Raw genomic sequence first — 12378 nt, 5'->3', positions numbered from 1 at the left:
AGTTCAGGATGGAGACTATAAAATGACTCTCGGCTTGCTTGATCTTATCCTGTTTTCAGAGAAAAGAAAAGATTTTCTTCTGCTCCTGAAAGAAGGCCCTAAGGATATTGAAGAGACCCTTGAGAAGCTTCAAGTACCCAGGACAGCCCTTCTTCCGCAAATAAAGAAGCTGAGAGAAGAGGATCTGGTAATCCGTGAAGAAGGTATGTACCGGCTCAGCACGATAGGGGAAATTGTTGTAGAAAAAATGCAGCCCCTGCTTGATACTCTGTCGGTGTTTGAAAAAAATGAAGAATTTTGGGCCAATAGAAAGCTTGCTCCTATTCCGCCCCACCTTATAAGAAGGATTAGTGAGCTTGGAGACTATCGCCTTATAGAACCGGACCTCAGTCATACTTTTGATTTAAACCAGGAATTTGTAAGAAATCTTTATAACTCGACCCGTATTCAAATGTTTTATTCTTATTTTCATCCTCAATTTCCGGCTCTTTTTCTTGACCTCGCAAGGAAAGGCATTGAACTTTCTCTTGTTTTGAGTGAAGCCGTATACTTGCGGCTTGTAGAAGATTTCAAAGAAAAGGGAAAAGAATTCCTCAAGATGGAAAACTCAAGCCTTTATATTCTGGAAAAAGAAGTGGAAATCCCTGCACTTGTTGCTACCTCTAACAGGATAATGAGTCTGGGATTATTTAATGAAAGTGGGAGGTTTGACCGCCAGTATGTGATAAGTTTCGAACCGCAAGCAATAAAATGGGGAGAGGATCTGTTTAAATACTACAGGGGCATGAGCAGGGAAGTAAGAATCAAATAAGCAGCAACGTATGATCCGCAGGTCACTGAGTCATAGGATTGAACCTGAATTATTGAATCGTAGATATAAAGCCTATCTAAAAAATAAAAATTTGACTTTTGAATCTCTTGTACAAATTCTCTAAAAAATAGATCAAATCATTGGAATAAAAAACTGACCGCAACCATTACTGTTGCGAACGAGCGATTTTAAAGGAATTCCTACCTTTATTTCAAAATATAAAGAGAAAAACGCTTTGTTTTCACAAAGCGTTAATTCCTACTTTTTATGTCTCCTACTTTTTATGTCTCCTACTTTTTATGTCTTATCCTTATTTCATTCCGTAGTCACGCCGTTAAACTCCGCAGGATTAGCTTCGGCTTCTGCCTTCGTGGCGCGCACGATTTGATCCTTGTGAACAGGCGGCGAATAGATCGTATAAAGTTTCAAAGAACCTGTTTTCAAGGTGTTGATGATATTGTGCTGAGCTCCAGCTGGTACTATTACCGCAGATCCTTTGCCGACTTTATATTCGTTACCGTTAATTATGCACTTTCCCTGTCCTTCTTCAAAGCGGAAAAACTGGTCGTCATTCTCGTGCACTTCCATTCCGATATCTTCTCCGGGCTTGAGGCTCATAAGCACCAGTTGGCTATGCTTTGCAGTATAGAGTACCTTGCGGAAATAATTATTTTCCAAAGTGGCTTTTTCGATGTTGATTGAAAATCCTTTCACTTTATTTTTTGTTTTTTCTACTGTCTTATGTGTCTCCTTTCCAGCCATACTGGGCAGTTCTTTAGCACTTACTGCCGCTGCTGTAAATGACAGTAAAAAACAAACTGCCAGCAAAATACCCAGTGTCTTTTTTAGACTCATTTTGTTGACTCCCCTAATCTGTTTCAACTTAATGAATTTTGCAAATGTTAGTTTTTCAATTCACCCACGTTGGCAGAAGTGTTCATTTTCAATAAATCGTTCAGTGTATTTTGATGTGGATACTAACAATGTAAATTCTACTCCCCATTTTATGTCATGTGATTTGCCAACAAAGACGATTTAAAATACGTGCAATATATCAATGGTATTTCTAAATTATAATATTAGTAGAAATATAAATATTGGATAGATTAAAATAAAAATCACAAACTTGGCGTTATTAAGTTATAATTATATAAAAAAGTCTAAATAATTATATATTTTAGGATTTTTTTCATAAAATGTATCTAGTTTTCATTGGGTCGCTAAGTTTGGAACCTAAGCTCATGTATATTTGTTAACCGAGAAAAATCGAGTTTCTGATCCTCAAAAATAATCTTGAAAATCTGAATGAGGGAGACTGAAAATTGGGTTTGGGATAAGCTCACAAATTGAAATTTAAATTGGAGATTCAGGTTAAGGTTTTTTGATTTAAAACTTTTTAAATCCTATTTTTGGACAATAAATTTGGGAGAATTTTGCCACTTGCAGTAACCTTAAATATTAGGTATGCCTAAATGCGGATAAAATTAAAAATTAGGTTTGCCTAAAAAATAAGAGTAAAAGTATGAAATTGCCAGTTATCTGTCCTGAAAAAGAGTGTTGCTGCGGAAAAAAGGGATGCACTCCAGGAGAAGGGCTTCCTAAAATAATACTTATAGGAAATCCTAACGTGGGAAAAAGCAGTCTTTTTAATGCACTCTCCGGAAGTTATACCCTGGTTTCCAATTATCCGGGAACTTCAGTTGAAATCGCCCATGGAAAAGCAAGGATTGGAGAAAGGGAATATGAAATCATTGACACGCCCGGAATGTATTCCCTACTCCCTGTGAGTGAGGAAGAAAGGGTATCTCAGCTTCTGCTTTTTGAGGAAAAGCCTTTAGTTTACCTCCATGTAGTAGATGCCCGAAACCTCAGGCGCATGCTTTCTTTTACCTTGCAGCTCCTTGAAGCCGGGCTTCCCCTCATTCTTGTGCTGAATATGATGGACGAGGCTGAAGAAAGGAGAATTGAAATCGATATATCTGAACTCAGCCAGTCCCTGGGAATCCCGGTTGTTGGAACAGTTTCAAGCGAAGAAAAAGGGATAGATGAACTTAAAGCTGCAATTTCGGAGTATACCTCTCGAAACAATACGCAAAAATTCAGGCAAAAACTCGACTACGGCACAGAAATTGAGCCATACATTGAAACAATTGAAAGTCTGCTAGGTCCTGCAAAAGAAGTTGGAATTTCAAAAAGAGCGATCTCACTCCTGCTGCTCCAGGAAGATCAGACTGCCCTTGAATACCTGTGCAAAGCTGAAAAAAAACCAGAATGTGGGAGAGAAGACCTGGAAAAAAGTTCCGAAGAAATCCGGAAACTTGCAGAAGCCGCCTCAAAGAAATCTGAAGTTCCTCTTTCCTACCTGCTCACCCTGAAACGCCAGGAGTGCGTAAATGGAATAGTGGGACAGGTAATGACGATGCCTGAGGGAACCGAGAAAAACAGTGGGAAAGCCGGGAAAATAGGAACAGAAGCAGAGAAAGGCACAGAAAAGGAAGAAAACTATACCTGCGCTGCGCAGGAGAAAACGAAATCTGGCCCAGCAAAAAACCGAGCAGGGAAAATAGAAGAGAGAAAAAAGCAAAAGGGAAATATTGATCTTTCCGAAAAAATAGACAATATTCTCATTCATCCTGTGCTTGGAATACCTGTGTTATTTCTAGTCCTGTATTTCGGACTTTATCTGTTCGTAGGCGTGTTTGCAGCTGGGACAGTTGTTGATTTTCTGGAAAATACAGTCTTTGGAGGATATGTAAATCCCCTTGTAACTGCAAAGTTCATGTCGCTTGTACCCTACCCGGCTTTGCAGGACCTTTTCGTGGGAGAATACGGGATTTTTACTCAGGCCGTAACATACGCAATTGCCCTTATCCTTCCAATAGTGGGAGCCTTTTTCCTTGTGTTTTCAATTATTGAAGATACTGGATATCTTCCAAGGCTGAGTCTGCTCCTAGATGGCATGTTCAAGAAAATAGGGCTCAGCGGAAGGGCAGTTATTCCAATGGTACTCGGGTTTGGCTGCTCTACAATGGCTACAGTTGTTACTAGAACCCTTGAAACAAAGCGGGAAAGGATTATTGCAAATATCCTGCTGGCTCTTGCAATTCCTTGCTCGGCACAGTTGGGCATTATTCTTTCAATTCTCTCGGGAAACCCTGAGAGCCTGCTTATCTGGTCTATAGTAATAATACTGGAATTTATCCTGATAGGTTTCCTGGCTTCCAGAGTCCTGCCAGGAGAAGCTCCTACCTTCATACTTGAAATGCCCCCTCTCAGGAAACCGAAACTTTCGAACATACTGGTGAAAACTTACTCCAGAATGCACTGGTATTTCCTTGAAGTACTTCCTCTATTCGTACTGGCAAGTGTTTTGATCTGGATAGGCAAGCTAACAGGCCTTTTTGCCCTTGCCCTGAAAATCATAGAATACCCAACAGTCTGGATAGGCCTGCCTCCTGATGCAGCTGATGTCTTCCTTTTTGGCTTCTTCAGGAGAGATTTCGGGGCAGCTGGACTTTATGGAATGCATGATTCCGGATTACTGACAGGTGTGCAACTCTTAGTTGCAGCCATTACTCTTACTCTTTTCATGCCCTGTATAGCTCAGTTCATGATGACGATAAAAGAAAGAGGTTTTAAAACAGCACTTGCAATTTCGGGCTTTATTTTCCCGTTTGCATTCTTTACGGGCTTTATCGTAAATAACCTGTTAAAACTGCTGGGGGTTAATTTGTGAAATGCCCACTCTGCGGAAACGAATTTGAGAAAGCTGACGAAACGAAATGTACAGGCTGCGGGAAACTCCATAGCTGTAATAAGCAGTGCTGCCCGAACTGCGGTTATGAACTTGTACAAGAAGCAAAGATAATTCAATCCATAAGGAGGTTTTTCAAATGGTAAATAAAAACTCACGTCTTGCCCTGAAAACTATAACTCTCTGCGCAATGGAACCCAAAAAAACTGGAAAAATTGACCACCTTGAGACCAAAAATCCGGGAATTCTACAGAAGTTAATAGCTATGGGTATCCTCCCAGGAATGCCTATTACTCTGCTTAGACGGTCCCCTTCATATCTTTTTGAGGTTGACCAGACTAGGTATGCTGTTGATAGGGAAATAGCAAATCATATTTATGTTAGCTATTGATTCACCTGTGACGGAAAGGCGAGAAACAAATTATAGGAGAACTAAAGATCTTAAATACCCAAAATTATTTTTGGATACCACAAGATACAGCACATATTTATTTTCTTAATTTTAAGTAATATTTTTTCTTTAAAGCGATGCTGTCTAAAATCGAATGAAGAATCTTTGATTTCTCTTTGATATTAAGTCCATCAGATTCTTTTTTTGCTTGATTCAGCGCTCTCTTAAGTTCTTCAAGTTCCAAAACAGTTGCAGCAATGCAATAATAGCTTTTTGAACGACCTTCGTTAAAGTCTTTTAACATCTCTTTAAGTAAATACTCTCTTTGTTTTTGTATTTTTTCAAATTCATCAACACCATTCTTACATATAAATGAAATATCCTCTTCAAGAGTTTGATAACATTTGAAGGAATCAAATTTTTTACCGACTTCTCTATGTTTCTTCCATTTCTCACAAGTGTTGCTTTCTTCACACTCCCAGCAAAATTCAATTCCTTTTCTTTTTAATGCACAGGTGATAAATGGGCAACCAACAGCCATTCTGGTAGGACTCTTGCATCCTAAGCATTTGCTCTTTGCTTCAGTATTATACATAGGGCAAAGCCTGCAAGAAAGTCCACAGACTCCTATTTCAAGATAGTTGATATGCATACTTATTCCCTTACATGCCTGACAATATGCCCGGCTTCAGGAATTATAATCTCCGAAAGCGCCAGTTTCACAGCATTTGGCGAACCCGGAAGGCAAAATACCGCTTTTCCTTTAATTACGCCTGCCGCAGCTCTGGTAAGGATTACCGATGTTCCTATGTCTTCAAGGCTTTTGTACCTGAAAAGTTCCCCAAAGCCTGAGATTTCCTTTTCAAAAAGTGGAGTTACAGACTCGATTGTAATGTCTTTTGGTGCAAGCCCTGTGCCTCCACTTGTAATAATAATATCTGCGGAGCTGTCAAGTGCATCAAGAACTGCATCGGTAATTGAAGTTTTTTCGTCGGAAACAAGCCTGTAAAAGGAAATTTTATGGCCAGCCGCTTCGAGAAGATCCTTCATGGCTTTTCCTGAAAGGTCTTCAGCTTCCTCAGGCGAAGCGGAATTTCCGTATTTTTCATACCTTGAGCTAGAAATTGTGATTAAGGCAAAAGAAAAGGATTTTTTTGCTTCTTTTTTGTGAATTTCCGGTGTGGACTCTTTCATGAAAGTCACATCCTCCATTTTGTATTCATTTGATTCAAATTTCATTCTCGAAATTCCTGTTATCCAGTTTCTGTTCACTTTTATTTGCTTGCCTATGTTTTAATATTTTATTAACCAATGCACAGGTATGCTGATACTTGCAGTGGATGTAGGAACGGGTACACAGGACATTCTGCTCTTCAATTCGGAAAAAGAGGTGGAAAACAGCTTGCTGATGGTCATGCCTGCTCCTACCCAGATAATTGCGAAAAAGGTACGGAAAGCAACCAAAAAGGGAAAGACAATAGTGTTTACCGGAAATATAATGGGAGGAGGCCCTTTAACGTTTGCTATCAGGGCTCATCTAAAGGCAGGTCTTCCAGTGTATGCTACTGAACAGGCTGCTTTGACTATCAATGATAACATTGAAAAAGTAAAGGCTTTCGGGATTCAAATCGTCTCCGAAGCAGAAGCAAAAAAACTTGCATCTGAAGAGAATGCACAGGAAATTGTTATGCGGGATTTCGATCCTGAATCAACCTCAGCTGCACTTTCGGCCTTTGAGGTTCAGATGCCTACAAATTATGCCGTGGCAGTACAGGACCACGGAAATGCCCCTGATAAGAGCAACAGGATTTACCGCTTTGAACTTCTTCGAGAACTCATTGAAAAGGGAGGAGAACTTGAAAACTTCGTCTACAGACCCGAGGAAATTCCTGAGGCTTTTACCCGAATGAAGGCCCAGGCAGATTCCCTTCTCAAAGCTGCAGGGAACCGGAAAACTAGAGCAATTTTCATGGATACCGGGCCTGCTGCTATCTTTGGAGCGCTTACTGATCCTGCGGCGGTACAGCCGTCTGTTGTGGTTAATATTGGAAATGGGCATACTCTGGGAGCGCTTGTGAATGAAAACAGGATCACGGCGGTTTTTGAGCACCACACTTCCCTCATGAATCCTGAAAAACTCCAGGACTATATAATAAGACTTGCCGACGGAAAGCTTGGTTTTGAAGAGGTTTTCGAAGACGGGGGGCACGGTGCATACATAAAGGAAGCTTTAGAATTTGAGCAGGTTAGATCTATATTAGTTACGGGTCCAAAAAGAGAAATGCTTGAAAAGCTTTTGGAGTCCGAAATCAGGAAGGAGATATCAAATAAACTGCATTTTGCCGCGCCTTTCGGGAGCATGATGCTTTCAGGCTGTTTTGGGCTTCTTGCAGGGTTTCTGGAGAAGTACCCTGAACCAGCAATAAACCTTATAAACCACTAAGTAGTAGGGAGTAAGTCGCTTAAGCCCAGAATATACAAATTTTCAGGGGTTACAAAATTCAATTCCGAATCCCCATCAGGGAACCGGAAAAATGCAGGAGCTGCCTGCGGAAGTCCACCAGGGCAGGTTTACAGATAAATGTAAATACAGGCAGGTATCTCTATATGCACATATCTCATACTGAATCGTTTGCTAGATGGTTTTTTACGAACTTACTGCAAACATTTATATGCGGAAAGGAACCGGAAAGGAGTCCGTTACAACAAATTTTAGCAAAATTAAATTAAGCTAATCAGGCTAAATTAAGTGATACTAAGCTAATTAAGTTAAATTAAGCTGAGCTAAGTTAAGCTAAGTTAAGTAAAGCTAAATTAAACTAAGCTAAGAAGTTAAGTTAAACTCATTATCTTTCAGGAGAATCAAGCTTATGGTACGAAAGCCAGGAAGTATGTATAGAAACGTGAGGCAGCGCTCATTTACCAGAAGAAAATACATGGGCGGTGTTCCAGGCAGCCAGATTATTCATTATGACATGGGAGACAAAGCAAACACCTCTTTCCCGATTAAAATCTCTCTGCTTGTAGAAGAAAAATGCCAGATAAGGCACACTGCTCTTGAAGCAGCCCGTATTACAGCAAACAGGCACCTAACTGAAGATACAGGGAAGATGGGCTATTACATGAAGCTCCGTGTCTATCCCCACGAAGTCCTCAGGGAAAACAAGCAGGCAACTGGTGCGGGTGCTGACCGTGTATCCAGTGGAATGCGCAGGGCTTTTGGGAAGAATGTAGGTACTGCAGCCAGGGTAAACCCATTACAGAAGATCTTCACAGTGGCTGTTGAAAAGCAGAACTTTGCAGCCGCAAAGAAAGCTCTCTGGCATGCAGGACAGAAACTGCCAACTCCCTGTAGAGTCGTTATCGATGAAGGAGCAGAACTGGTACGGTAATCAGTTAAGCTGTTAACATCAAAAGGAGCATAACATGTACGATTACGAAGAGCTTTTGAACCGTGCAATGGCAAAAATGCCTGACACCGAGACTACGGATGCTCGATTCGTAATCCCTGAGCCCAGAATATTTTCCGAAGGCAAGACTACAATTCTTGAGAACTTCGGAAATATTGCAGATATCCTTAACCGAGATCCTGACCACCTGATGAAATATCTCACAAGGGAACTGGGGACTGCAGGGAAAATAGAAGGCACACGTGCAGTCTTCCAGGGAAGGTTTACGAGAGCCCAGATCTCTGATAACATTCAGGCTTATGTGGACGAATACGTTATGTGTTCGGAATGCGGACGCCCGGACACCCAGCTTGTTCGAGTGGACAGGGTACTTATCCTGAGATGTTCTGCTTGCGGAGCTCACAGACCTGTCAAAAAGAGAAAGGTAAGCAATGTGGTTGTCAGGGATGCTATCGAAGAAGGCGGAACTTACGAACTCCGGATCGATGCAGTAGGATCCAAAGGTGATGGGATAGCAAAGATAGACAAGTATACGGTTTTCGTGCCCGGCGCCGGAAAAGGCGACGTGGTCAAAGTAAAGATAAAGAAAATCAGCGGAAACCTCGCCTTCTCAGAGAGAGCAGCCTGAGATTTAAGCTTTCATATAAATATTTTAAGGTGGCTCAGGTCGATTACTTCATTTTTCGCGCCCGAGCAGCTTAAAAATTCAACCGTTAAGCTGCAAGCGTTACGTCGCTTGACCACGCCGGATAGAGTTTGGGAATAAGGCCCTCAAACTCAAACATTGTCATGTTCTCGGTCAAAGCCTATTTTGAAAGGCTTCGCTGCTTAGGGCCTTTGGTCAAGCTTTCCACCGGAAAGGCTTTGATCAAAACTTTTCTCAAAAGGCTTGCGCCATTTTCTGTTTTTGGTCAAATTTTTTAAAAGTTCTTGGTCAAGCCTTTTTTAAAAAGCATGTTGTGAGGAAAAAATGACTTCTGAAAAAAAGGATACACCGGAAGTTTCATTGAGAAAGATCCCAGCGAAGGAACAAAATATAGAAGTCCTCTCAATACCTGGGCTGTCAGTAAATCTTCGGCAGGCAGGAGATATCCTAGAGCTTACAGCAAACGGAGCCCTTAGAGCAGCCTGCAACCCTATATTGAAAATGATTAACTCCCGCTTAAGGGAGGAAAAGCTAGCCCTCGTAGAGGAGAATAGGGTAATTGCGTCGGCCTGGCTCCCGCCGATACCTAGCCCTGCTTTCAAACGCCTTATTTTTGCGGAAATACAGATAGCTCTCGGAAAATACATTCCTGAAACCGTATCCATTGAACTTACCCGCCAAAGCAATTCGAGGTGCCAACCTGGGACGGTTGCAGATGAGCTGGATACCAGTACTGTAAAAAGAATTATTGACGAAGCCCTTGAATTTGGTACTTTAATTATCTCATTTACTGAAAATGATCCTCTACTGAGAGAAGAGGTTTTTGAACTAATCAAGTATGTGGACAAGAAGCGCGCTATAGTAAACTGTTCCACATGGGGAACGGATTTTTCAAGAGAAACTGCTTCCCGTTTAAAAGAAGCGGGGCTTCACTCCCTGATGATAGGAATTTATTCAACTGATCCTGGAAAACATGATGCTGTCCGAAAGTCCGAGGGAGCATATGAACGAGCTGTTTCTGCCATAAAACTGGCACTTGAAGCCGGGCTCATGGTTGTAATGACAACACATGCATCCCCCTCAAATATACATGAACTGCCTGCACTCTATAACCTTGCATCAGAACTTGGAGTCCATGAATTTTCAGTCTGGGAAGCAATGCCCAAAACCAGAAATGAGCCTGTGCTCACTGGTAAAAATAGGAGAGACATCCTTGAAATGTACCACAGGATAAATGCCAGCCCGGACGGCCCACGGATGTTTGCAAATACTTATTTTGAAGGTCAGATGCTTGGCGCAATGGAAGGTAGGCGCTGGATGCATATTACGGCCGACGGAGATGTAAAAGCCGGGCCTTATCCGCCTTTCAGTTTTGGGAACATAAAAGAGGAATCCTTAAAAGACGCTTGGCAAAAAATCAGGAGCTATACTTACTTCAAGAAGCAGAAAAGCCTGGCCCCTATGCACGATCCGGAGTTTATGGAGTTTGTAGACAGAATTCCAGTAGGAGCAAAGCTGCCTTATCCTTTTGAAAAGGTTTGTGACAAGTAAAAAGGAATAAGTTATAAAGTATCCTTTTACAGTATTTCCCTCTAGCGTTTTTTCTGGCACATTTAAATTCCTTTTAACCTGCTTTTAGTCGGGATATGGCAAGTCAGGAGAGTTAAAAGCCGCATACCTCTGGAAAGCCAGTGTGAGCCTGAAACTCCCTGCCCGAAGATAAACATTTACATATTAGCACGTATTTTTAAAGAGAGATTTGGCTGGAACTGCGTTCATATCTTTAATTATTTTCAGCAAGAAAAAGCTGTCTTCCTGAGGCATTCCCTCAGAAAACAGGCAGCAATGAGGGATTTAATGACTAATAAACTTGACCCGTGGAGTTCAAGCGAGATTAATGACTATTCTAAGTTATTCGAAGAATTTGGGATTTCTCCATTTGACAATGTGCTTCCTGAAATTCCCTCCCCACATATGTATATGCGGAGAAGAGTTATCTTCGGGCACCGTGATTACGAACAGATTGCAGAAGCCATGAGGACAGGTGCCCCTTTTTCGGTTATGGACGGTTTTATGCCTTCAGGGAAGGTTCACCTCGGGCACAAGATGGTTATGGACCAGATAATCTGGCACCAGCAAATGGGAGCGTCAGCTTTTGTCGGGATTGCAGACAGGGAGGCTTTCTCGGTACGCGGTTTTTCCTGGCAAAAATGCAGGGAAATCGGGGTAGAAGAATACATATTAAGCCTTATCGCTCTCGGTTTTAAGCCCGACGGCCTTATTTACTTCCAGTCAGGCTGTGAAAGCGTTAAAGACCTGGCATTTGAACTCGGGGTCAAGGTTAATTTCTCGGAACTGAGTGCGATTTATGGTTTTTCAGGAGAGACAAACCTTTCTCATATGATTAGTGTGGCAACCCAGGCTGCTGATATCCTCCAGCCACAGCTTGAAGAGTTTGAAGGCCCAAAACCAGTTGTGGTGCCTGTAGGGCCTGACCAGGACCCCCATCTTCGGCTGACGCGAGGGCTTGCAGGCAAGATGAGCATGTTCAGGGTAGAAGAGAGAGAAAACGCAAATGGAGAGAAATACCTGAGCGTGCGCGGCAAGGGAGCCCCGAAAGAAGCCTTACAGGAGCTTAAAAAACGCATTCCAGCGAAGGTGAAACTCTATGAGGAACACATTGATGTGCTCCAGACTCCTGACTATGCATTCCTTGAAAGGATTGGTTTACAGATAAGCCAGCCTGAGAAAAGGGAGTACTTCATGACCCAGATCCAGGAAATCGCTAAATTTGCTAATGAGGCTAAGCCACCTGAATTTTTAGAGTATGAAAAATACTTCGTTTTCAGAAGAATCTGGAAAACCACAAGGAAAATCCTTGAAGAAGTCGTGGCCGAAGTGGCCGCTGAATTCGAAGGCTATGCTTTCATTCCTCCTGCATCTACTTATCATCGTTTTATGAGCGGGCTCCAGGGAGGAAAGATGTCAAGTAGCGTCCCTGACAGTTATATTGCTCTTACTGACAACCCGAAAGAAGGCGCAAAAAAAGTAAAGAGAGCAAAGACCGGCGGCTGTGTGACCATGGAAGAACAGAAAAAACTGGGTGGAAAACCCGATGAATGTTCAGTCTTCGAACTGATGCTCTTCCACCTGCTTGGAGACGATGAGGAATTACTGGAAATCAGGCAGGAATGTGTCTCAGGAACCAGGATGTGCGGGTCATGCAAACAGCTTGCGGCCGAGAAAATGTACGAGTTCCTCAAAGACCATCAGGAGAAGCGGGAGCTTGCAAGGGAACACCTTGACGAATATAATATAATTTATAAGAAGTAACTTAAGAAATTAAGTTATGAATTAAACTTTAAA

12 protein-coding genes are annotated in these 12378 nt (G+C 41.9%); 9 read left to right on the top strand and 3 right to left on the bottom strand.

What is annotated here, in order from left to right:
- The first annotated feature begins 22 nt into the window (after positions 1 to 22).
- On the top strand, positions 23 to 811 hold the full coding sequence (locus BP621_RS15295) for a helix-turn-helix transcriptional regulator (protein ID WP_292391443.1): 789 nt from the start codon (positions 23 to 25) through the stop codon (positions 809 to 811).
- A 315-nt stretch (positions 812 to 1126) separates the two neighbouring features.
- On the opposite strand, the gene BP621_RS15290 is transcribed toward BP621_RS15295, so the two are convergent.
- The gene (locus tag BP621_RS15290) at positions 1127 to 1666 is read right to left on the bottom strand and encodes a cupin domain-containing protein (RefSeq protein WP_292391442.1); all 540 of its coding nucleotides are present in this window, start codon (positions 1664 to 1666) and stop codon (positions 1127 to 1129) included.
- A gap of 667 nt (positions 1667 to 2333) precedes the next feature.
- On the opposite strand from BP621_RS15290, the gene feoB reads away from it, so the two are divergent.
- The 3 genes from feoB to BP621_RS15275 are packed head-to-tail and all read left to right on the top strand — an operon-like array spanning position 2334 to position 4956.
- Positions 2334 to 4547: a ferrous iron transport protein B gene (feoB, locus tag BP621_RS15285; protein WP_292391441.1), complete on the top strand. Its 2214-nt coding sequence runs from the start codon at positions 2334 to 2336 to the stop codon at positions 4545 to 4547.
- Entirely contained in the window at positions 4544 to 4711 is a 168-nt protein-coding gene (locus BP621_RS15280) for a hypothetical protein (protein WP_292391440.1), read from the top strand. Before feoB ends, BP621_RS15280 begins: the two co-directional genes overlap by 4 nt.
- A complete protein-coding gene (locus BP621_RS15275) occupies positions 4705 to 4956 on the top strand; it encodes a FeoA family protein (RefSeq protein ID WP_292391439.1) in 252 nt (83 codons plus the stop codon). Before BP621_RS15280 ends, BP621_RS15275 begins: the two co-directional genes overlap by 7 nt.
- Before the next feature lie 97 nt (positions 4957 to 5053).
- On the opposite strand, the gene BP621_RS15270 is transcribed toward BP621_RS15275, so the two are convergent.
- On the bottom strand, positions 5054 to 5608 hold the full coding sequence (locus BP621_RS15270; protein WP_292391438.1) for a DUF3795 domain-containing protein: 555 nt from the start codon (positions 5606 to 5608) through the stop codon (positions 5054 to 5056).
- A gap of 2 nt (positions 5609 to 5610) precedes the next feature.
- The gene (locus BP621_RS15265) at positions 5611 to 6150 is read right to left on the bottom strand and encodes a MogA/MoaB family molybdenum cofactor biosynthesis protein (protein WP_292391502.1); all 540 of its coding nucleotides are present in this window, start codon (positions 6148 to 6150) and stop codon (positions 5611 to 5613) included.
- 127 nt (positions 6151 to 6277) lie between these two features.
- Here BP621_RS15265 and BP621_RS15260 point away from each other — a divergent pair, with 127 nt between their 5' ends.
- The 5 genes from BP621_RS15260 to BP621_RS15240 all read left to right on the top strand — a co-directional run bounded on the left by BP621_RS15260 (position 6278) and on the right by BP621_RS15240 (position 12345).
- Positions 6278 to 7399 carry a DUF1786 domain-containing protein gene (locus tag BP621_RS15260; RefSeq protein ID WP_292391437.1) on the top strand — a complete coding sequence of 374 codons (1122 nt, stop codon included), beginning with the start codon at positions 6278 to 6280 and terminating at the stop codon, positions 7397 to 7399.
- A gap of 427 nt (positions 7400 to 7826) precedes the next feature.
- Complete coding sequence (locus BP621_RS15255; protein WP_292391436.1) at positions 7827 to 8348, top strand: 50S ribosomal protein L16; 522 nt, start codon at positions 7827 to 7829, stop codon at positions 8346 to 8348.
- Between the two features lie 34 nt (positions 8349 to 8382).
- Positions 8383 to 8994 carry a translation initiation factor IF-2 subunit beta gene (locus BP621_RS15250; protein WP_292391435.1) on the top strand — a complete coding sequence of 204 codons (612 nt, stop codon included), beginning with the start codon at positions 8383 to 8385 and terminating at the stop codon, positions 8992 to 8994.
- 342 nt (positions 8995 to 9336) lie between these two features.
- The gene (locus BP621_RS15245; RefSeq protein WP_292391434.1) at positions 9337 to 10563 is read left to right on the top strand and encodes a radical SAM protein; all 1227 of its coding nucleotides are present in this window, start codon (positions 9337 to 9339) and stop codon (positions 10561 to 10563) included.
- Positions 10564 to 10869: 306 nt separating this feature from the next.
- Entirely contained in the window at positions 10870 to 12345 is a 1476-nt protein-coding gene (locus BP621_RS15240) for a tryptophan--tRNA ligase (RefSeq protein WP_292391433.1), read from the top strand.
- Positions 12346 to 12378 lie beyond the last annotated feature (33 nt).

This window comes from Methanosarcina sp. UBA5, from assembly GCF_002505485.1.
Classification (GTDB): domain Archaea; phylum Halobacteriota; class Methanosarcinia; order Methanosarcinales; family Methanosarcinaceae; genus Methanosarcina.
The sequence above is the reverse complement of the archived record's forward strand: the minus strand, read 5'-3'. Positions and strand labels throughout refer to the sequence as shown.

Coding starts and splice junctions, on each gene's coding strand:
- BP621_RS15295 (WP_292391443.1), top strand. CDS start 23: ATGACTCTCGGCTTGCTTGATCTTATCCTGTTTTCAGAGAAAAGAAAA.
- BP621_RS15290 (WP_292391442.1), bottom strand. CDS start 1,666: ATGAGTCTAAAAAAGACACTGGGTATTTTGCTGGCAGTTTGTTTTTTA.
- feoB (WP_292391441.1), top strand. CDS start 2,334: ATGAAATTGCCAGTTATCTGTCCTGAAAAAGAGTGTTGCTGCGGAAAA.
- BP621_RS15275 (WP_292391439.1), top strand. CDS start 4,705: ATGGTAAATAAAAACTCACGTCTTGCCCTGAAAACTATAACTCTCTGC.
- BP621_RS15270 (WP_292391438.1), bottom strand. CDS start 5,608: ATGCATATCAACTATCTTGAAATAGGAGTCTGTGGACTTTCTTGCAGG.
- BP621_RS15265 (WP_292391502.1), bottom strand. CDS start 6,150: ATGAAAGAGTCCACACCGGAAATTCACAAAAAAGAAGCAAAAAAATCC.
- BP621_RS15260 (WP_292391437.1), top strand. CDS start 6,278: ATGCTGATACTTGCAGTGGATGTAGGAACGGGTACACAGGACATTCTG.
- BP621_RS15255 (WP_292391436.1), top strand. CDS start 7,827: ATGGTACGAAAGCCAGGAAGTATGTATAGAAACGTGAGGCAGCGCTCA.
- BP621_RS15250 (WP_292391435.1), top strand. CDS start 8,383: ATGTACGATTACGAAGAGCTTTTGAACCGTGCAATGGCAAAAATGCCT.
- BP621_RS15245 (WP_292391434.1), top strand. CDS start 9,337: ATGACTTCTGAAAAAAAGGATACACCGGAAGTTTCATTGAGAAAGATC.
- BP621_RS15240 (WP_292391433.1), top strand. CDS start 10,870: ATGACTAATAAACTTGACCCGTGGAGTTCAAGCGAGATTAATGACTAT.